Annotated in this window: 24 protein-coding genes and 2 pseudogenes; 19 read left to right on the plus strand and 7 right to left on the minus strand. The window is 50.5% G+C overall.

The window, feature by feature from the left end; all coding sequences use genetic code 11:
• Positions 1-1069 (plus strand): annotated as a pseudogene (locus AWJ19_RS22235) (dihydrolipoamide acetyltransferase family protein); the annotation flags it as partial.
• An 80-nt stretch (positions 1070-1149) separates the two neighbouring features.
• On the opposite strand, the gene prli42 reads toward AWJ19_RS22235, so the two are convergent.
• Positions 1150-1251 (minus strand): stressosome-associated protein Prli42, encoded by a 102-nt coding sequence (gene prli42 / locus AWJ19_RS34885; RefSeq protein ID WP_090719403.1) that lies wholly within the window; start codon positions 1249-1251, stop codon positions 1150-1152.
• Between the two features lie 140 nt (positions 1252-1391).
• Between prli42 and AWJ19_RS22240 the strand changes: the two are divergent.
• Positions 1392-2517 (plus strand): annotated as a pseudogene (locus AWJ19_RS22240) (M20/M25/M40 family metallo-hydrolase).
• Positions 2518-2620: 103 nt separating this feature from the next.
• Here the strand turns inward: AWJ19_RS22240 and AWJ19_RS35345 are convergent.
• The gene (locus AWJ19_RS35345; protein WP_157890069.1) at positions 2621-2794 is read right to left on the minus strand and encodes a hypothetical protein; all 174 of its coding nucleotides are present in this window, start codon (positions 2792-2794) and stop codon (positions 2621-2623) included.
• A gap of 77 nt (positions 2795-2871) precedes the next feature.
• Between AWJ19_RS35345 and AWJ19_RS22245 the strand changes: the two genes are divergently transcribed.
• The 3 genes from AWJ19_RS22245 (at position 2872) to spoIIM (ending at position 5340) form a co-directional block, all read left to right on the plus strand.
• Positions 2872-3444 carry an NUDIX hydrolase gene (locus AWJ19_RS22245; RefSeq protein ID WP_068727142.1) on the plus strand — a complete coding sequence of 191 codons (573 nt, stop codon included), beginning with the start codon at positions 2872-2874 and terminating at the stop codon, positions 3442-3444.
• Positions 3435-4634, plus strand: a complete 1200-nt coding sequence (locus tag AWJ19_RS22250; RefSeq protein WP_068727143.1) for an endonuclease Q family protein — start codon at positions 3435-3437, stop codon at positions 4632-4634. Before AWJ19_RS22245 ends, AWJ19_RS22250 begins: the two co-directional genes overlap by 10 nt.
• Positions 4635-4716: 82 nt before the next feature.
• A complete protein-coding gene (gene spoIIM, locus AWJ19_RS22255) occupies positions 4717-5340 on the plus strand; it encodes a stage II sporulation protein M (RefSeq protein WP_068727145.1) in 624 nt (207 codons plus the stop codon).
• An 85-nt stretch (positions 5341-5425) separates the two neighbouring features.
• On the opposite strand, the gene AWJ19_RS22260 is transcribed toward spoIIM, so the two are convergent.
• The 3 genes from AWJ19_RS22260 to AWJ19_RS22270 are packed head-to-tail and all read right to left on the minus strand — an operon-like array spanning position 5426 to position 7654.
• Positions 5426-6631 carry a site-specific integrase gene (locus AWJ19_RS22260; RefSeq protein ID WP_068727146.1) on the minus strand — a complete coding sequence of 402 codons (1206 nt, stop codon included), beginning with the start codon at positions 6629-6631 and terminating at the stop codon, positions 5426-5428.
• A 17-nt stretch (positions 6632-6648) separates the two neighbouring features.
• A complete protein-coding gene (locus AWJ19_RS22265) occupies positions 6649-7194 on the minus strand; it encodes a hypothetical protein (RefSeq protein WP_068727148.1) in 546 nt (181 codons plus the stop codon).
• A gap of 13 nt (positions 7195-7207) precedes the next feature.
• A complete protein-coding gene (locus tag AWJ19_RS22270) occupies positions 7208-7654 on the minus strand; it encodes a hypothetical protein (RefSeq protein ID WP_128083669.1) in 447 nt (148 codons plus the stop codon).
• Positions 7655-7758: 104 nt separating this feature from the next.
• Between AWJ19_RS22270 and AWJ19_RS22275 the strand changes: the two genes are divergently transcribed.
• Entirely contained in the window at positions 7759-8079 is a 321-nt protein-coding gene (locus tag AWJ19_RS22275; protein ID WP_157890070.1) for a LytTR family transcriptional regulator DNA-binding domain-containing protein, read from the plus strand.
• Positions 8080-8266: 187 nt separating this feature from the next.
• Here AWJ19_RS22275 and AWJ19_RS22280 read toward each other — a convergent pair whose 3' ends face one another.
• On the minus strand, positions 8267-8518 hold the full coding sequence (locus tag AWJ19_RS22280) for a helix-turn-helix domain-containing protein (protein WP_068727153.1): 252 nt from the start codon (positions 8516-8518) through the stop codon (positions 8267-8269).
• A 103-nt stretch (positions 8519-8621) separates the two neighbouring features.
• Here AWJ19_RS22280 and AWJ19_RS37385 point away from each other — a divergent pair, with 103 nt between their 5' ends.
• On the plus strand, positions 8622-8744 hold the full coding sequence (locus tag AWJ19_RS37385) for a hypothetical protein (RefSeq protein ID WP_277815833.1): 123 nt from the start codon (positions 8622-8624) through the stop codon (positions 8742-8744).
• Here the strand turns inward: AWJ19_RS37385 and AWJ19_RS22285 are convergent.
• Complete coding sequence (locus AWJ19_RS22285) at positions 8741-9079, minus strand: helix-turn-helix transcriptional regulator (protein WP_068727154.1); 339 nt, start codon at positions 9077-9079, stop codon at positions 8741-8743. The genes AWJ19_RS37385 and AWJ19_RS22285 overlap by 4 nt on opposite strands.
• A 154-nt stretch (positions 9080-9233) precedes the next feature.
• Here AWJ19_RS22285 and AWJ19_RS22290 point away from each other — a divergent pair, with 154 nt between their 5' ends.
• The 12 genes from AWJ19_RS22290 to dnaB all read left to right on the plus strand — a co-directional run bounded on the left by AWJ19_RS22290 (position 9234) and on the right by dnaB (position 17839).
• Positions 9234-9440 (plus strand): helix-turn-helix transcriptional regulator, encoded by a 207-nt coding sequence (locus tag AWJ19_RS22290; RefSeq protein ID WP_068727156.1) that lies wholly within the window; start codon positions 9234-9236, stop codon positions 9438-9440.
• A gap of 19 nt (positions 9441-9459) precedes the next feature.
• Positions 9460-9783 (plus strand): hypothetical protein, encoded by a 324-nt coding sequence (locus tag AWJ19_RS22295; protein ID WP_082708065.1) that lies wholly within the window; start codon positions 9460-9462, stop codon positions 9781-9783.
• A 275-nt stretch (positions 9784-10058) separates the two neighbouring features.
• Complete coding sequence (locus AWJ19_RS22300) at positions 10059-10427, plus strand: XRE family transcriptional regulator (protein WP_241781847.1); 369 nt, start codon at positions 10059-10061, stop codon at positions 10425-10427.
• A 9-nt stretch (positions 10428-10436) separates the two neighbouring features.
• Positions 10437-10700 carry a hypothetical protein gene (locus AWJ19_RS22305; RefSeq protein WP_068727158.1) on the plus strand — a complete coding sequence of 88 codons (264 nt, stop codon included), beginning with the start codon at positions 10437-10439 and terminating at the stop codon, positions 10698-10700.
• Positions 10697-10957 (plus strand): hypothetical protein, encoded by a 261-nt coding sequence (locus tag AWJ19_RS22310; RefSeq protein WP_068727160.1) that lies wholly within the window; start codon positions 10697-10699, stop codon positions 10955-10957. Before AWJ19_RS22305 ends, AWJ19_RS22310 begins: the two co-directional genes overlap by 4 nt.
• A gap of 211 nt (positions 10958-11168) precedes the next feature.
• Positions 11169-11429 carry a hypothetical protein gene (locus AWJ19_RS22315; RefSeq protein ID WP_068727162.1) on the plus strand — a complete coding sequence of 87 codons (261 nt, stop codon included), beginning with the start codon at positions 11169-11171 and terminating at the stop codon, positions 11427-11429.
• Positions 11426-13414: an AAA family ATPase gene (locus AWJ19_RS22320; RefSeq protein WP_068727164.1), complete on the plus strand. Its 1989-nt coding sequence runs from the start codon at positions 11426-11428 to the stop codon at positions 13412-13414. The genes AWJ19_RS22315 and AWJ19_RS22320 overlap by 4 nt, the downstream gene beginning before the upstream one ends.
• Complete coding sequence (locus tag AWJ19_RS22325; protein ID WP_068727165.1) at positions 13415-14320, plus strand: RecT family recombinase; 906 nt, start codon at positions 13415-13417, stop codon at positions 14318-14320.
• Position 14321: 1 nt separating this feature from the next.
• Complete coding sequence (locus AWJ19_RS22330; protein ID WP_068727167.1) at positions 14322-15029, plus strand: MBL fold metallo-hydrolase; 708 nt, start codon at positions 14322-14324, stop codon at positions 15027-15029.
• A gap of 216 nt (positions 15030-15245) precedes the next feature.
• A complete protein-coding gene (locus tag AWJ19_RS22340; RefSeq protein WP_068727171.1) occupies positions 15246-16154 on the plus strand; it encodes a hypothetical protein in 909 nt (302 codons plus the stop codon).
• The gene (locus AWJ19_RS22345; RefSeq protein ID WP_068727172.1) at positions 16132-16470 is read left to right on the plus strand and encodes a hypothetical protein; all 339 of its coding nucleotides are present in this window, start codon (positions 16132-16134) and stop codon (positions 16468-16470) included. Before AWJ19_RS22340 ends, AWJ19_RS22345 begins: the two co-directional genes overlap by 23 nt.
• Entirely contained in the window at positions 16445-17839 is a 1395-nt protein-coding gene (gene dnaB, locus AWJ19_RS22350) for a replicative DNA helicase (RefSeq protein ID WP_068727174.1), read from the plus strand. The genes AWJ19_RS22345 and dnaB overlap by 26 nt, the downstream gene beginning before the upstream one ends.
• Positions 17840-17879 lie beyond the last annotated feature (40 nt).

Here is a 17879-nt window from a genome sequence, read left to right on the forward strand (position 1 = left end):
AGCGCCGTATCTCTCAGCAGCGGACGCGCCTATGCGCTCCCGCTACTCACCCGCGGTGCAGACGCTGGCAGCGGAGCACCGCATTGACCTGAACGCCGTGCCGGGCACCGGGCTCGGCGGGCGCATTAAGCGCAAGGATGTGCTGCGCACCTGGAGAACGGCGCGCAGCCGCCGTTCAGCAAGTGCCTGCACATCCGGGCGCGCCGGCGCGGGGCAAGCCGGCCGGCCGGAGCTGAAGCGCAGCAGCAGTGCTGCTGCAGGCGATTCAGGCGGAGGCGCAGGAGCAGCTGGAGCCGGTGCGCAATTCGGGGCTTCACCTGAGTGAATCCCCGCGCATTCCGACCATCGAGGTGGAGGGCGGCCTTGGCAGCAGCTCGGAGTACCTGATCGACGTAACACCGATCCGCAATACGATTGCGACAAGAATGCGCCAGAGCGTCTCGGAAATTCCGCATGCCTGGACAATGATTGAAGTAGACGTAACCAATCTGGTTATTTTGCGCAACAAGGTCAAGGATGAGTTCAAGCGCAAGGAAGGCATCAATCTGACTTATCTGCCTTCATGATGAAGGCAGTGGTCAGTGCGATTAAAGACTATCCAATCATGAACTCCGTCTGGGCCGTGGACAAAATCATCGTCAAACGCGACATCAACATCGCGCTGGCCGTCGGTACCGAAGATTCCGTTATGACGCCGGTTATCAAAAAGGCGGACCAGAAGAACATCGCCGGACTCGCCCGCGAGATCGACGAGCTGGCCCAGAAGACCCGTGAAGGCAAGCTGCGGCTGGATGATATGCAGGGCGGCACCTTTACCGTCAACAATACCGGCTCCTTCGGCTCCATCCTGTCCTATCCGATTATTAACTACCCGCAGGCGGCGATCCTGACGTTTGAATCGATTGTCAAAAAGCCGGTCGTCATCAACGACATGATTGCGGTCCGCTCGATGGCCAACATCTGCCTGTCGCTGGATCACCGGATTCTGGACGGGGTCATCTGCGGCCGGTTCCTGCAGCGCGTAAAAGATAATCTGGAAAGCTATACGCCGGATACGAAGATATATTAATCAGCGTCGCATTTGCCGTGACACAGCAAACAGCGCCCGGCAAATGCCGGACGCTGTTATTAAGCTTGTAAGGCCTGTCCTTAACCGGCCAGGAAAGGCTCAACTACCATGAGCAGGGTTGAGGCGACCATCGCGATCAGCATGATATAAATGACAATGCGGAACCATTTTTGACGATTCATGTGTGACTCCTTTAGGATTAGTGTAAGAGTAAATTATAGGCATTGCAGAAGGTGAACTTAAGAATGCTGCCTGTGATTCATTTCTAAGTTCAGGCTATATACCACTATTGTAACGTATCTGTGAAAGAGAGGGAAGTCCAGTGATAGTACGAGACCGATTGATTCAGGAATTCATGGAGCTTGTCCAGGTGGACAGCGAAACCGGGAATGAGCGGCAGATTGCCGATGTGTTAAAAGAAAAATTCAGCGCCCTTGGCCTGACCGCTATCGAGGATAATTCCATGGAACGCACCGGACACGGCGCAGGCAATCTGTTCGTGACCTGGGCGGCAGACAGCGGTGCTGCTGCACCCAAGCTGCTGTTCACCTGCCATATGGATACTGTTGTTCCCGGCAAAAACATTAAGCCTTCGCTCGGCGAAGACGGCTGGATCACCAGCGACGGCACAACGATTCTCGGCTCGGATGACAAAGCGGGCCTTGCAGCGCTGTTCGAAGCGATCCGTGTGATTAAGGAGCAGAACATTCCGCACGGCCAGATCCAGTTCGTTATCACCGCAGGCGAAGAATCCGGGCTGCTTGGCGCACGGGCTATGGACGCAAGCTATCTGGATGCGGATATGGGCTTCGCTCTGGATTCCAACGGTGAGGTTGGCTCCATTGCAGTAGCTGCACCGACTCAGGCCAGAATTACGATGCAGATTATCGGTAAATCCGCCCATGCCGGAGTCAACCCTGAAGACGGAATCAGTGCGATTCAAGTTGCGAGCAAGGCGATTTCGGCGATGAAGCTCGGCCGGATCGATAGTGAAACGACAGCGAATATCGGCAAATTGCGGCGGCGGCCCGACCAATGTTGTCTGTGACCATGTGCAGCTGGATGCGGAAGCACGCAGTATTGTGCAGGAGAAGGTGGAGCTGCAGATTGCCTCGATGCGCGAAGCACTCGAGACGACCGTCCGTGAATACGGCGCGGAATGCGAGTTCCGCAGTGAGATTATTTATCCGGCATTCAGCTTTAATGAAAATGATACCGTAGTCCAGCTGGCGGATCGTGCCATCACTTCCCTGGGACTGACAACCCGTCTGTTCCCGTCCGGCGGCGGCAGTGACGCCAATGTATTTAACGGTCTAAAGGTGCCAACTGTGAATCTTGCCATCGGCTATGAGCATATTCATACCACCAAGGAACGGATCAAAGCCGATGATATTGTAAAAGCGGCGGAGCTTGTGGTAGCTATTGTCAAGGAAAGTGTAAAGGCATAAGCCTGTCCGCTGCCGTCGGCTGCGCAGAATGAAAGAAGGAGCTGTTTCCGGTAAAGCCGGGATCAGCTCCTTATTGTTACCGGTGGGCGAAGGAGGGCGGCAATCAGCCGGCTTTGGGCGGATTAACCCGTGTCTCTGCCTGCAGCAGAAGGACGTAGGACAAAGGCATATCGCGCCCGTACCGTTCGATCCATCCTGCAATAACGGCTTTAATCTGCTCAGGCTTGCCTGCGACTGTAACGGCTGATCTGCTGGTACGGATAAGGATGTCATTCATGCTTGCATTCCTTCTTTCCCCTTAAGTTTGCTATAATACACCCTATGCAGAATCCAGCCAAAGGAGACCATGAATCTATGAAAAAAAATGAATTGCACAGCAACCCTGCACTAGACGAAGAGACTTTGTCCACGCAGCCGATTTTTGAAGGTAAAATCATCACCCTGCAGGTGGATACGGTAAAGCTGCCCGACGGCAACAGTGCTACACGTGAGGTTGTGAAGCATCCCGGAGCCGTGGCCGTGCTAGCGCTGAATAACAATAAAATGCTGGTGGTGGAGCAGTACCGCCAGCCGATGCACCGCACAGAGGTGGAGATTCCGGCCGGCAAGCTGGATAAGGGCGAGGACCCGCTGGAAGCGGCAGGCCGTGAGCTGCAGGAGGAGACAGGCTTTCACAGCGGAGAGCTGAAGCTGCTGAAGTCTTTTTATACCTCACCTGGCTTTGCGGATGAAATTATTCATCTGTATGTGACCGAGAACGCCCAGCCGGGTGAAATGGCACTGGATGAGGATGAGTTTCTGGAGGTATCTGAGCTGACGCTGGAGGAAGCGTACCAGTACATTGCGGACGGACGGATTGCCGATGCCAAAACGATGATGGCCGTCTATGCCTGGCACCTCTACACCTTAACCGGCCAATGGCACTAGAATCCAAGCTGCACAGCTTTTACTGTGACCTGCATGTCCATATCGGCAGGACCTCTGCTGGAGCAGCTGTCAAAATCAGCGGCAGCCGCGACCTCACCTTCGCCAATATCGCCAAAGAAGCGGCTGAACGCAAAGGAATCGAGCTGATCGGCATCATTGACAGCCATTCGCCAGGTGTCATGCAGGATATCCGCGAGCTCCTGATGTCGGGCGAGATGACTGAAGCTGCAGGCGGCGGGGTTGCCTACCGGGGAACGACGATTCTGCTCGGCACTGAGATCGAGATCCGGGAACCGGGCCGCAAGGAGTGCCATGTGCTGGCCTTTATGCCGGACCTTGCGGCAATGGAGGATTTCAGCGCCTGGATGAGCCGTCATATGCGCAACGTCAACCTCAGCTCGCAGCGGCTGTATGCTCCTTCACGCGTGCTGCAGGAGGAAATTTACGGGCGGGGCGGCCTGCTGATTCCGGCTCATATTTTTACACCGCATAAAGGGCTGTACGGTTGTTCAGCAGAGCGGATGGCTGAGCTGTTTGATCTGGACCAGATTGCCGCAGTTGAGCTTGGCCTCAGCGCCGATTCGGAAATGGCCGGGTATATCTCCGAGCTTGACCGTTATTCCTTCCTGACCAATTCCGATGCACATTCCCTCGGCAAAATCGGGCGCGAATACAATGTGCTCGAACTGGCCGATCCTTCGTTCAACGAATTCCGGCTGGCGCTTGCACGGCAGGAAGGGCGGAGGGTGAGCGCCAATTTTGGCCTTAACCCGCGGCTTGGCAAATACCACCGCAGCTATTGCTCCGGCTGCGGCAGTATTATTGATGAAGCGGCAGCTACCTCGGAGCGCTGTCCTTACTGCGGAAGCACCAAGCTTGTACAGGGCGTATTCGACCGCATCCTGCACATCGCCGACCGGGAGCAGCCGCTTGTTCCCGCACATCGTCCGCCTTATCATTACCAGGTTCCGCTGGAATTCATCCCGGGGCTGGGCAAGGCCAAGATGAACGCGCTGCTGGCCGCTTTCGGCACGGAGATGAATATCCTGCACCGTGCCGGCGAAGCTGAGCTGGCCGCAGTAGCCGGCCCCGAGCTGGCAGCGCAGATCATTCTGGCCCGCAGCGGCAGGCTGGCACTGACTTCAGGCGGAGGCGGAACCTACGGTAAGGTGGACAGATCGCAAAGCTAATCCTTCTTGTCCGCAGGACAAGTCATAGAGCGGGACGTTTCCTCATATGGTGTAACATGTGACCTGAAAGGAGAACGTCCCAATGCGCAGTTTGCGGCTGATGATCAAGGAACAGACGCCTCTTTATATTTTTGTTGCGGTATTATTTCTGGTCGGGGTTGTGTTCGGGGCGCTGATTGTCAGCAGTCTGACGCTCGATCAGCAGCAGGAGCTGGGGGATTATCTAGGTAATTTCTTTGTGACCGTGGATCAGCAGGGGTTGCCGGCTGCCCCGGATTCCTACTGGAGCATAGCCGCCCTGAACCTGAAATGGGTGGGGCTGATCTGGATTCTGGGCTTATCGGTGATCGGGCTGCCGGGGATTCTCATCCTTGATTTTCTCAAAGGCGTGCTGATCGGCTTTACCGTCGGCTGCATGGTCAGCGAATACTCCTGGCACGGGCTGCTGTTCGCCCTGGTCTCCGTTGCGCCCCATAACCTGGTGCTGATCCCGGTGCTGCTGGTCAGCAGTGCTGCTGCCATTGCCTTCTCCCTGCTGATGATCCGCAGCCGCGTGCTTGGCGGCAGGCGTACACCGGTAACCCGGCCTTTTGCCATGTATACACTGCTTTCTCTGGGCATGGCTGTACTGGTTCTGGGTGTTTCCGGATTCGAAGCCTGGGTGACGCCGGCCATGATGCGCTGGATAACTCCCATGCTCGTCTAAAAGTGCCCGGAAACACTGGTGTTATTGGATATTTCGAAGCGGTACGAGAGGACAAAATAACGGAAAAATAACATTCTCTGCAAAATCACTCCTCACTGTTGAGTATCTCTTCGAAATGGATGCTTATATTTTCGTCAGCGTTTCTTTTCATCCGCATGGTGACATGAGTGTAAATCTTAATGGTTGTAGCTTCATCATCATGGCCTACCCGTTTCATAATTGTTCGCAAATCTACGCCGGCTTCTGTAAGCATACTAATGTGAGTATGCCGAAAGATGTGCGGCGTAGCTTTTTTTGAAATCGATGTGCGTTTGATGAGCCTATCCATTCGGTTCAAAAGGACTTTCTGATCAATGGAACGGCCATTAGGTCTAGTGAAAATAAAGTTAGTCTCCACAAAGTCGGAGTTCATTTTTTTATACCGTTTATGGCGCTCTGCCTGCCTGATCTTTAGGTCTTTTAACATCTCTACAATGACATCATCAAGGCTGATCGTTCTTATCGAACCCTCAGTCTTAGGCGGGGTGATTTCAACTCTACCTCCAGCTCTGTCCGGAGTATAAAGTGTTTTTGTGATGCGCAATGTTTTTTCACTGGCATTAAAGTCTGGCCACATTAAGGCACATAGCTCTCCTGGACGCAACCCTGAATAAATTAGAAGCTTGAAAGCTTCTTCATCGCCTTCCAGACCACGTTCGCGAACCTGTGACATGAAATCATTTAGCTCATTGCGTTCCAGATATTTCTCCTCCAGATTTCTTCGTTCAATCTCTTCCACGGTCAAAACCTTCTTCGGCAGTTTAACCTCCCTGGTCGGATCATCCGCACGTAACTTATTCTTAATACTCCATTTAAATAACATTCCAGATACGATATGAATATTTCGGATATATGCTTCTGAATATCCATCATCGAACATTTTGTATAGGATTTTTTGATATTGAGTAAAGGTTACCGTTTCGATTGATTGCTGGTCGATGTATTTATAAAGGACAAGAAGGGCCTTAGAACGAGCTCTGATGGAACTGTTCTTTACTCCGCTTTTGCTATAATCTGAAAGCCATTCTTCACCTGCAGAACGAAATGATGTCCGTTTAGCTTTCTTCTTATCAATTCCAGATAAAAGATCATCAACAGCTTTTTGCGCAAGAGCTTGGGCTTCATTCTTTGTGTCAGCTCTTCTGGAAATCTGGCGGCGATCTCCGGTTACAGGATGAGGAGGACCCTCCATGACACATAGCCATTTATACCCTTGCTTATTCTTAGCTGGAATTTTTTTTAGGTACGCCATTGGGGATCTCTCCTTACTTATTTGTAATTGCTGATCTTCGAGTGTTCATCTAAGAAAGTTTGAATGGACTTGTTTAATTTCACCGCATCTACTTCAAGACCAGTCTGAGCGCTGAGCATAAAAAGCTCCACATCTGATTTGAGAAGGAATAAGTCATTGTCTTCTTTCAGCCGGTTTAAGTAAACTGTCACACCTGAATATTCAGGAACAGGAACTTCTGTCAACTCATTCAGAATCGTATCAATTTTGATGGCAGTCTCATTCAGGGCAGTTGAATCGACATTTTGCTTCAATTCCTGATTTGCAGCAGATAGATCGCTTAGGTGTTGTCGGATAGTAGCCAGTGCTATGATTTCACTTTCTGTAAGTGTGAGTTTCTGGCGGACGTCTGGATCTTCCTTGATCTCTAATGATTTCTCATATACGGCCTTTGCACTCTGTAGATCGCCATCCTTGTAATGCTGCTCAGCCTGTGTGCTCAATTCAGCAGCTTGATCTGCAGCGGACGTCCCACAGCCGGCAAGGAGCAATGCTATCGATGATGCGATAATAAGTTTTTTCATAGTACACCTCTTATTATGAATTTTTTAAATACTCTTCCAATCGTCTCTCTAATCGCGCTACTCGTTCAACGTATCCTCCCTGGGTGTAGTCCTGGATTTCATATTCAATTGCTGCATAGCAAATATCAATTGCCTCATATAAGAGACCTCTGGTTTCGTAAAAGCGCCAGAGTGTTTTAAACGAAAGAGGATCTATCGGAAGCCTTTCATTGCGATAGCGGGCTCGCCAGGCGTCAATGAAACGGAAATAAAACTCTATGTCCAGTCGGCAGACCATCACGAGCTTTTCCGCAGCATCGCTCTGATAATATAAGTAATTGTTATAAAAGATGATTAAGCTTTCATACATGAAGTGGAGCTCGCAAGGATCGTGAAGGACTTCTTCTGTTTTCTGTATCAGGTATTCCTCACCATAATCGTAATTCTCGCTGGAAAACCAAACATGATCAATTAAAGACACCACCTTTACGACTGTAATATTTTATGCAATGTCTCATGTCAAACTTTGTCGTAAAATTATCTCAACAACAGAGATCTGACAGGGGAGACTTTATGATTAGGAGAATGAAGAAACTGCAGCTTAAGAAGAGTCAGAAGTTTGAATGGAAGGACGTAGACCTCAAGGACGTCAACTATATTGATAAATGGCAACGATCAGGGCATTCAATGGCCGTTCTCGCTTATCACACCACGAATGGCTCCTACCATGATCTGGACATATTGGCCGAGGCAGCTGCGGCTCTGAAGGATGAGGGATTTATCATGGTCGGCCGGACTGCTCTTGTCCAGGAAGAGAAAATCGAGAAGATCCAATCTATTGAGAACAATGGTTCGGTGATTACATTCAAAGATGGGACACAACTACATGTTTTAAAGCAAATGTGAACGTAAAAGTCAACCCCTTCAATGGTGTTTAGGGGGTGCTTTCGTTCGTCCTTTTTCGACAGCGCTTTCTAATTTAATGTGATAAAGTATGTAATACAGCAAGGACATACATATTTGCGAGGTGAATCTAATGTGAATAGTACTGATTAATCGGTACTTGTTCCATAAGAGCGGCTTAGCCACTCAGCTATCGCCATTCCCAAACAAAAAGATCGTCTATCAAACAATCAAGGTAGTAAGCAATCAATGCTGCACGCTGAATACCCATGCTCTGGTAACCAGAACGGAGATGAATGTAATCCGACATTTGTTGCTTACTAAGACTCACCTTATCTGCTAGCCATTGTTGATTGATCTTAATTTCGCTGCTCTTCGGTTCCATTTCACGGCGCCGTGCGATCAGCTCGGGAATGCGACAGCGCACAGGAACAAGTTCCATCGCACTGCCACCTCTATTATACCATTTTTATGGATCGTTTACGAACGTTGGTTCGTATGTTAATATGATAAAATAATCCACCTAAGAAACGGATGGTGCAACCATGACTGAAAAAGAGGAATTAATCAGTAAAATTTGTGGTGCGGATGATAAACAAATCGAATTGCTCGTCCTCTTATTTCAAGAATTGGAGGCAGAACAAGAATTACTAAAAGATGACAGCTAGTCGTTGTCAGATAATACTCTATTAATAAGAATCTTTAGATCAGGAAGATCTTCATCAGAAGCGCGCATTATCTTATCTATTAGATATCTTCTGTTTTCGTCCATCGAAGTTTGGGACACAACTTTTTTTTGGTCATCTGTTTTCCCATACAACCAATCCACTGAAACTTCATATAGATCAGAGAGGATGTTTATTGTTCCGATATCCGGCTCACTCACCTCGTTCTCATATCCACTCAGCGTTTTGTTATGAATGCCAGTTTTCTTTTGTACATCCACCTGCGTAAGACCACTCTTCTTTCGAGCTTTTTTCAATCGTTCTGAAACAACCGACAAGCCATTCACCCCCCTCGACTTATAATTATAACCAAATTCCTAATAACAAAGAATTAACTCTTAGAAATTTAGACTTTATGCTTGACGTATTAGAAATTAAGAGTTATATTGTAATCACAAGTTCTTAGTATCTAAGATAAAGGGAGGTGCAGTGATGGAAATCAATCGCCGAATTCGTAAGTATATAAAAGACAATGGCTTGACATTCACTTATGTAGCTAAAGAATCTGGTATAGGACTTAAAAAGCTTTCTCGAATGATGACAGGTAAGCAACGAGTTGATACCGTGGATTATGAAAAAATTTGTTCTGCACTGAAGTTGAATCCAAGTTATTTTTTGATCAAAACTCTTAGAAAATAAGAGTGAGGAGGTTATCTAAATGGCCCTCATCGTCATGGAAGAAGCCGATCTGGAGCGCCTGCTCGATAAAGTTGTCTCCAAAGCAATCGAGGCATACGCAGTACAGGTGCCGGTTTCCTTACCTCCCGTCCTTAACAGAACGCAGTTCATGGATCTGCTGGATATCAGCGCTCCAAAGGCAACAGAGGTAATGAGACGAAAGGACTTTCCAGTCAATCGTGAGTTCGGTAATCCTCGGATTCCTACAGCACTGCTGCTGCGCTGGATCGAGCAGCACACAGACTGGGTTCAGGAGAACGCCGGTGTTAATTACAAATCGAAACGCAGCCATGTGGCTGGATAAAACAAACCCGCCGAGCTGTACCGGCAGCGGCGGGCAGGGAATGCGGCAAGGGGAATTGCTTAAGACAATCATACATCAGGCCTCTGTCCGATATAACCCGCAAAACCGGACAAAGGAGAGGATCAGAAGTTGGCTATCGGACAATTCGGACTGCATTAGAGCAGGCATTAAAGCAGTCAGGAGATACCAGGGAGAAGGCGGGGCTTATTGTTCATGCTGATGCTTCCTTAATAGGAAAAATTGCAAGGGGGTCCCGCAGAGCTTCCAAGCCAGTAATGAAAGCAGCAGCTGAGCATTACGATGACGGTCAATTATACCTTGCTGCAGCTGCGGAAGTCACCGGCGGTGCTTCTGCTCCTTGGCTGGACAATGTAGATCTGCATCGGGCCAGCGTACTGTTCAAGACGATGGAGGAAGTTCAGGAAGTGCTTGAAGCTTCAAGCGACGCCCCGATCAGTAAGACAAACAAGCAGCTTAGTGAAACGGATCGTAAGCAAATCAAACGCCTACTGATGGAAACGGTAGAAGCAATAACAGCCCTGACCCATCTGGCCGCAGTGCTTTGTAAGGAATACAGCTTCAGCTGGCTGGCGACTTGGAAAGAACACAGAGCGGATCTGAAAGCAAAACAATACATGAAATGAGGGTTTGAAATGGAATTCGATGCATTACGAGCAGCACGGACGCGGTTGTGCGAATTGAGAAACATTCACCAAGAACTTTCAAAGACACAGCAGCCGGATGGAACGTGGGATTGGTTCTTGGTAAATGAAATGCGGGAATTATCGATCGCAATTATCAATGAAAAAGAAAAAGCCCGCCTGGCAGGGCGGACCGGTTTGAGCACTCCATTAAAGCGACTCGTTATGCCCATTGTACCTTTGAAATTCATTGAAAGCAAGGGTGAGGCGGTATGACGGAGCATGATAAGACTGAATTCGCCGTAGCGCTTGCGGAACTGTACATAAAACGCAGGCAGGAATATTGGTCCGCTATCGATCGGGTCCAGAAGATCCGGGCGGCCATCAAGGAATACACCCAGGCTTTCATTCTGCAGCAGGACCGGATCAAACAGCTCGCTACTGCTAAGTGGGATCAACTGGTTGAAGTGATTGATCTACTGCCGGCAGACATCCGGGAAGCAATCATGCAGGAAGTAGCGAGACTTGAGTAAGCAGTGGCTTCGGCCCCTGTCTTGGAGCATCAGAGCTTAGAAATAACCTTTCCTCCCTCTGGTGTTCCAAGATGCGGCTGACGCATCAATAAAAAAACGCCCCGTTGCACCGGGACGCTCGCTCTTTGAAAACTGAATAGCAATAATGTTTTACCACTTGCCCTTATCTTACACGATGAGGGCCGAATGACACAAGAGGGAGGGAATGGGAATGTCAACAGCTTTTTCTGCTCACATCAGTGGGCAGCGCATCGAGGTTGAAATTGTGCCTCCAACGCACTACTCGCCGTCGATTCTTTCCATCCGGCAGCAGACCGGCACCTTTCAGCTGCATGCTGATCCGGACCAGCTGGCCGAAGTTGAATATGCCATCCGGACTTACTTGGACGGCATCCGTTATCCCGAAACACCAGATCAGCAGTCGCTCCTGCATGATGAGTGCAGGGCGGCAATCGAGGGGGAGATCGCTTGAAGCGTATCGTTCTGGAGCGCCTGACGCTCCGTAATTTCAAAGGTGTTAAAGAACTTGTCCTCGCCGTCAACGGCGGGGACGCTGATGTCTTCGGTGACAATGCCACCGGGAAGACAACTGTGTTCGATGCTTTTGTTTGGCTTCTGTTTGGTAAGGACAGCCAGAACAAGGCTGACTTCGAAATCAAAGGCTTGGATGGTGCTGGAAAGGTGCTGCAGCACAAACTGGAGCATGAGGTCGAGGGAGTCTTCCTGATCGATGGCCGCCGCCGCTCCTTCCGCCGGGTCTATTCAGAGAAATGGACGAAGAAGCACGGATCCGCGACGGATGCCTTTGAAGGCCATGAGACCACTTACTTCCTCGACGGTGTTCCCGTGAAAAAGGGAGAGTACACCGCTGAGGTGGATTCGGTCATTAAAGAGGAACTGTTTAAGCTTTTGACCAGCCCTTCTTACTTCAATGAAGTCCTTAAGAAAGAGGACCGCCGGAAGGTTCTATTGGAAGTGTGCGGTGACCTGACGGACGCTGAAGTGATCCACGGCAACAAGGATCTGGCTCCGCTGCCGGGCATTCTCGGCGGGCGGGACCTTGAATCTCACAAGAAGGTCATAACCTCGCGCTGCAGTGTGATTAACAAGGAGATCAAGGAGCTGCCAGTTCGGATCAGTGAGGTTCAGCGCCAGATGCCGGACATTGCCGAACTGGATGAAGAGTTGCTTAAGGAAGACATCGCCATCCTGCGCAGCAGGGTAGAGGTAGGGGAAGCGGAGCTTACCCGTATCCTCTCCGGTGGTGAAGTGGCTGTGAAAGAAAAACGGCTTCGGGAGATCGAAGCAGAGCTTATCTCCATTAAAGGTCAACTGCATTCGGATGTGCTTGATAAGGTTGCCCTTAAGCGGGACGCTGTCAACCAAATGCATATCGAGGTCAACCGGTACCGCCGGGATATCGAGGATAAGCAGCAACGCATTCAGCAGAATGAGCGGCAGGCGGCAGGGCGCCGGCAGGAAGCCGATCGGCTGCGAGCGGAGTTTGCTGAGCTGAAGGGCTTAACCTTTGAGCCTGCAGGTGAGCATGATGCTCACTGCTCGGCCTGCGGGCAGTCCTTACCAGAGGATCAGGTAAAGGCAGCTCACGACAAGGCGGAGGCAGACTTCAACCGCAGGCTGGCCGAGCAGAAGGAACGTATTAATGCTTCTGGGAAAGCTGCTGTGGCTGCTGCTCAGCAATATGAGCAAGAGAATATTCGCTTTCACGAAGAAATTGAGAATTTGAAAAGCGCTCTGATACTACTTCAATCGGAGTTGACGGCTGCCGAGGATGAGCTGACCGACCTGCGAGCAGGCGTGAAAGATCCGGCTGCTGATCCGACTTACGCCAGTAAGCAAGCTGAAGCGGCGGCAGTACAGCTGCAGATCAGAGAGCTTAGGGCTTCAACTGATGATTCAGCTGCAGCAGCTCGGACAGAGATTCGCCGGCTGCGTTCTGAGATCGAAGAGATGGAGCGGGATCTCGCTAAGTTTGAAGGTGTCCGCCGCGCGCAGCAGCGTGTTGAAGAGCTGGAGAACCAGGAGCGGGAGCTTGCTTCTGAATACGAGCGCCTGCAGCACGAACTGTTCCTGTGTGAGGAGTTCACGAAGACCAAGGTCAGCATGTTGGATGCCAAGATCAACAGCAAATTCAAGCTTGCCCGGTTCCGGCTCTTCGAGGATCAGATCAACGGCGGGATTAAGGAAGTCTGCGACACGCTTTATAAGGGCGTTCCGTATGACGGTGGCCTGAACAACGCAGCCCGAATTAATGTCGGCCTGGACATCATCAATACGCTGGGTGAGCATTACGGATTCTCTGCTCCGATCTTCGTGGACAATGCAGAGGCCGTGACGAAACTGATCGGGACGGATGCCCAGGTAATACGGCTGGTAGTCAGTGAGAAAGACAAGAAGCTGCGGATTGAGACGGCAGCTATACAGGAGGCGATTTAATTGAGTACAGGTAATCAGGTGGCGATTATTCAAAAGGACATCACTGATGATGTTAATCGGAGCCTTACACGGTTGCAGGATGATGGGTTGATCTTGCCTCCGAATTACAATGCGAGCAATGCGCTAAAAAGCGCCTTCTTCAAACTCCAGGAGGTTCAGGATAAGAACGGTAAGCCTGCGTTGGAGGTGTGCACGCGGGAATCTGTAGCCAATGCACTGCTCGATATGGTTGTGCAGGGTCTAAGCCCGGCCAAGACACAATGTTACTTCATCGTATACGGCAGCAAGCTTCAGCTTAATCGCTCCTATTTCGGTACACAAGCTGTGCTTAAGCGTCTGTCCAACGTCAAGGACATCTGGGCAAATGTTATTTACAAGGGCGATGTATTTGAATATGAAGTGGCGGGCGGGCGCGAAAAATTGGTCAAACACGAAACCAGTTTTGAGAATCGGGATAATGAAATTCTTGGCGTCTACGCTGTGGTGAAAACGCTCGAAGATGAAGAAATCCTTACCGTCATGACTAAAAAGGAGGTTGACGCTTCCTGGAGTCAGAGTAAAACGAGTCAATCCGTCCATAAAAAATTCCCGCAAGAAATGGCAAAGCGGACTGTTATCAACCGTGCGGCCAAGGCTTACATCAACACCAGTGACGACAGCGACCTGCTGGTCGATGCTATTAATCGCTCGACAGATAACGAATATGACGAGCGTATTGATGTAACTGGCGAAGAAGTTAGAGCTGAGATCGCAGAGCGTGCGAACAGAGAAGTGATTGATATCAAGCCAAGTACTACTGCACCGACGGCTAAACAACAGCCAGCGCCAAGTACAAAGCAGCCTGTCGATGATCCTCATGGCTTTGCTGATGATGTTCCGCCAATTGAACAAGAACTGGATTTCTAACATGATCGACATCAAATGCCTCGGCTCCAGTAGCGCCGGTAACGCCTACCGTATAACGGACGGGCACACCGCGCTTCTGCTGGAAGCCGGTTTTCCTTATAAGTCGATTCAGCGGGCCCTTAACTTCCGGATGACGGATATTGCCGGATGCCTTATCACACACGAGCATCTAGATCATAGCAAGGCTGCTCCTGACATTATGAGAGCAGGAATCAATATTTACACCAGCGCGGGGACGGCGGCTGCCAGAGGTTTGGCAGGGCATCGCCTGAAGGTTATCAAGGCGCTGGAGGGATTCACGATTGGTACCTGGACAGTTCTCCCGTTCGATATCCAGCACGATGTAGAAGAGCCGCTAGGCTTCCTACTGGCGAATACAGCGGGAGATAAGCTGGTCTTCCTGACAGACACCTACTACTGCCAGCATCGCTTTAGCGGCTTGACTCACATCATGGTGGAGTGCAATTACTCCGAGGATATCGTCAATGAGCGGGTGGCTGCTGGTTACCTCCATCCAGCACAGAAGAAGCGGCTGCTTCGCTCTCACTTCTCGCTGGAGAATGTGAAGGAAATGTTGAAAGCCAATGATACCCGGAATGTCGAGGAAATCTGGCTGCTGCATTTATCTGACGGCAACAGCGACGCTGAGCGATTCAAGCAAGAGATACAGGAGACCACCGGCGCACTCGTGCGGGTAGCAGATCGATGAACGGGCCGATGGGTGAGCGGATTTGGAAGAGCATGATTGCGGAGCATGTATGGCAATTGCGATCCTCCGATCCGGACGCATTCAAGGAGGCAGTCAAAGCGCACTTTGCTCGCGGGCATCCTGGCTTTACAGTGATCCGAGCGAAGTACCCACACATTTACATTCAGGATGATAGAGCAAGCAAAAAATAGTGGCTGCTGCGGGAGGGGGGAGTGCATGACGGAGTCAGCCAGAGAACCAACAATGGCCGGCCTCCTTAACCAGTATGAAGCGATAGGCGGGCCGGAGGAATATGGCCCCGAAGGAATAGCTATCATGGTTGCCTTATGGCGCAAATCAAGCAAGTTAGGTTGGCGGCAGGCATTCCAGATGACGAATACAGAGCTTACACTTCAGACCGGAATAAAGAGCCGGGATACGTTAAATACACATCGAAGTAAACTCGTCAAAGCCGGGTTAATCGGCTACACTCCTCCTCCTCGGGGGAGTTCCAAAGGTGATTATCAGGTGAGATTTGATCTAATAGTTGTCGGAGAAGTGGTCCGAAAATCGGACAACTTTTCTGAATTAACCGAAAAAGTAGTCCAAAATCCGGACCACTTTAACCAAGTTGTCGGTGAACCTGTCCGAAAATTGGACCACTTTCCCGACACTGTATTAAAAGATCTTAGTACTACTATTACTACTACTGCCAGCAGTGAATGGATTGAGCCAAAAATTGATCCAGAGGCAGATGGCATGATCGCCATTTTAAACGCTTATTGCGAACTTAATTCAAAACTTGATTTTCATGTTAAGCAACGGGAACGCGAAGCCATGGGTAAGATGGTCGCCGGGGGGATGCCGGTACCCTTTACCATCACTACTATGGCGGGCCTGCTTCAGGCAAAGCGCGAACGGGAAGGTAACAATTTCAAGTACCCGACCAGCTTTTTGTATTACGTGGACGGGATTGAGGAAGCCTGGCTTAACTCCCAAACTACCAGCCCGCCGATGGATGGAGTCGCCCCGGGAGATAAGCAAGACCCTCATCAGCCTAAAAAGACGAAGCAGCAACAAGAGATTGATGATCTGGATCGCTGGATCAGAGAGGAGGAAGCCCGTGAACAAGCTGGAAGTCGCTAAGCTTTACAAGACAATCAAGAAGCGCTATAGCAACTTTGACGCCAGCCTTCAGGCGGTGGAGGAAGACTTGGATATGCTGAAGGACATTCCCTACGATGTCGCTGTGTCTAATATTCGTCAGCACATCATGACCAGTGACTTCCCGCCAAAGATATCGCAGATCCGAGGCCGCCTGGGGGAGCAACTGGAGCGCGAACGAATGCGCCGGCAAACTGCAGATTTGGTACACAAAATGGCAGATGCTCGATCAAAGGCAGTGCCGCCGCCGCCAGGCATGAAGGAGGCGCTTTATGCAAGGCTTAATATCCAGCATTAAGATGCCGCAGAACCCGGAAGCTGAAGCTGCTGTCCTGGGGGCGGTACTGATCGACAAGGAAGGCGATGCACTCGAGGCAATGCTGGAATTGCCGGTTGATGCTTTTTATAACCCGGAGCATCGGTTCATCTTCGAAGCCATCGAGCAGATCACTGAGGAGGGGCATCCGATCGACTTGGTTACGCTGACTTCCAGGATTCAGGATAACGGCCAGCTCGAGAATATCGGCGGTGTCAGTTACTTATCCAAGATCGCTCGAAGCGTTCCAACCGCGGCTAACGTGGACTATTACATCGGGATTCTGAAGGAGAAACACCTGCTCCGCGAGTTGATCCGAACGGGACTTGAACAAGCGCAGATGGCTTCCGAGAGCGAGGATCCGGCTCAGGTGCTGGCATCCGCTCAAGTCAATGCTTCTCGCTTATCCGACCAGGCTGCACCGAAGCAGGAGTTCAAACGGATCGGTGAGGTAGCTGTCCAGGTTTACGAGGATATGGAGCATCGAGCCGTAAACAAGGCTGAGAATGGTGTCAGCGGTATCCCTTCGGGATTCGTTGACCTTGACCTTTTGACCGCCGGGTTCCAGAAGAGTGACCTCATCATCGTTGCCGCTCGCCCTTCAGTCGGGAAAACGGCGTTTGCCTTGAATGTCGCTCAAAATGTAGCGGTTCGGGCGAAGGAGACTGTAGCAATCTTCAGTCTTGAAATGTCAGCGCCGCAGCTTGTGCAACGGATGATATGTGCTGAAGCGAATCTGGACGCGAATCATATGCGGACAGCGGACTTTGCTGAAGAGGATTGGCGGAAAGGTGCTGACGCGATTGGTATCCTGGGGAACAGCAATATCTTTATCGACGATTCGCCGACACTCACCGTCCATGAGATCCGGAATAAATGCCGCAGGCTGAAAAAGCAGCAGGGCCTTGGACTGATCCTGATTGATTACCTGCAGCTGATATCCGGAGCTGGTAAACGCAATGAGAACAGGCAGCAGGAGGTCTCCGAGATTTCACGGACCCTTAAGCAGATCGCCCGGGAGCTGGATGTCCCGGTGGTCGCACTCTCTCAGCTCAGCCGTGGGGTAGAGCAGCGCCAGGATAAACGTCCAATGCTTTCAGACCTGCGAGAATCTGGTTCTATCGAACAGGATGCTGACATCGTAGCCTTCCTGTACCGGGATGACTACTACGACCAGCAAACTGAGAAGAAAAACATCATCGAGATCATTATTGCGAAACAGCGGAATGGCCCACTGGGAACAGCTGAGCTTGTGTTCTTGAAGCAGTACAACAAATTCGTCAACTACGAGCGAGCACATAGTAGTGTTCCGGCTCCTCCAGACGATGTTGATAAACGAAAATGGGCGTAAGAAAGGGGAATTGCAATGAAGCAGGGGAAGCGGCCGACAC

It is taken from the genome of Paenibacillus sp. DMB5, from assembly GCF_001517085.1.
Taxonomy (GTDB): domain Bacteria; phylum Bacillota; class Bacilli; order Paenibacillales; family Paenibacillaceae; genus Paenibacillus_AQ.

Excerpts from the sequence above, each read along its gene's own strand:
- prli42 (WP_090719403.1), bottom strand. The coding sequence starts at position 1,251 with ATGAATCGTCAAAAATGGTTCCGCATTGTCATTTATATCATGCTGATC.
- AWJ19_RS35345 (WP_157890069.1), bottom strand. The coding sequence starts at position 2,794 with ATGAATGACATCCTTATCCGTACCAGCAGATCAGCCGTTACAGTCGCA.
- AWJ19_RS22245 (WP_068727142.1), top strand. The coding sequence starts at position 2,872 with ATGAAAAAAAATGAATTGCACAGCAACCCTGCACTAGACGAAGAGACT.
- AWJ19_RS22250 (WP_068727143.1), top strand. The coding sequence starts at position 3,435 with ATGGCACTAGAATCCAAGCTGCACAGCTTTTACTGTGACCTGCATGTC.
- spoIIM (WP_068727145.1), top strand. The coding sequence starts at position 4,717 with ATGCGCAGTTTGCGGCTGATGATCAAGGAACAGACGCCTCTTTATATT.
- AWJ19_RS22260 (WP_068727146.1), bottom strand. The coding sequence starts at position 6,631 with ATGGCGTACCTAAAAAAAATTCCAGCTAAGAATAAGCAAGGGTATAAA.
- AWJ19_RS22265 (WP_068727148.1), bottom strand. The coding sequence starts at position 7,194 with ATGAAAAAACTTATTATCGCATCATCGATAGCATTGCTCCTTGCCGGC.
- AWJ19_RS22275 (WP_157890070.1), top strand. The coding sequence starts at position 7,759 with ATGAAGAAACTGCAGCTTAAGAAGAGTCAGAAGTTTGAATGGAAGGAC.
- AWJ19_RS22280 (WP_068727153.1), bottom strand. The coding sequence starts at position 8,518 with ATGGAACTTGTTCCTGTGCGCTGTCGCATTCCCGAGCTGATCGCACGG.
- AWJ19_RS37385 (WP_277815833.1), top strand. The coding sequence starts at position 8,622 with ATGACTGAAAAAGAGGAATTAATCAGTAAAATTTGTGGTGCGGATGAT.
- AWJ19_RS22290 (WP_068727156.1), top strand. The coding sequence starts at position 9,234 with ATGGAAATCAATCGCCGAATTCGTAAGTATATAAAAGACAATGGCTTG.
- AWJ19_RS22295 (WP_082708065.1), top strand. The coding sequence starts at position 9,460 with ATGGCCCTCATCGTCATGGAAGAAGCCGATCTGGAGCGCCTGCTCGAT.
- AWJ19_RS22300 (WP_241781847.1), top strand. The coding sequence starts at position 10,059 with ATGAAAGCAGCAGCTGAGCATTACGATGACGGTCAATTATACCTTGCT.
- AWJ19_RS22305 (WP_068727158.1), top strand. The coding sequence starts at position 10,437 with ATGGAATTCGATGCATTACGAGCAGCACGGACGCGGTTGTGCGAATTG.
- AWJ19_RS22310 (WP_068727160.1), top strand. The coding sequence starts at position 10,697 with ATGACGGAGCATGATAAGACTGAATTCGCCGTAGCGCTTGCGGAACTG.
- AWJ19_RS22315 (WP_068727162.1), top strand. The coding sequence starts at position 11,169 with ATGTCAACAGCTTTTTCTGCTCACATCAGTGGGCAGCGCATCGAGGTT.
- AWJ19_RS22330 (WP_068727167.1), top strand. The coding sequence starts at position 14,322 with ATGATCGACATCAAATGCCTCGGCTCCAGTAGCGCCGGTAACGCCTAC.
- AWJ19_RS22340 (WP_068727171.1), top strand. The coding sequence starts at position 15,246 with ATGACGGAGTCAGCCAGAGAACCAACAATGGCCGGCCTCCTTAACCAG.
- dnaB (WP_068727174.1), top strand. The coding sequence starts at position 16,445 with ATGCAAGGCTTAATATCCAGCATTAAGATGCCGCAGAACCCGGAAGCT.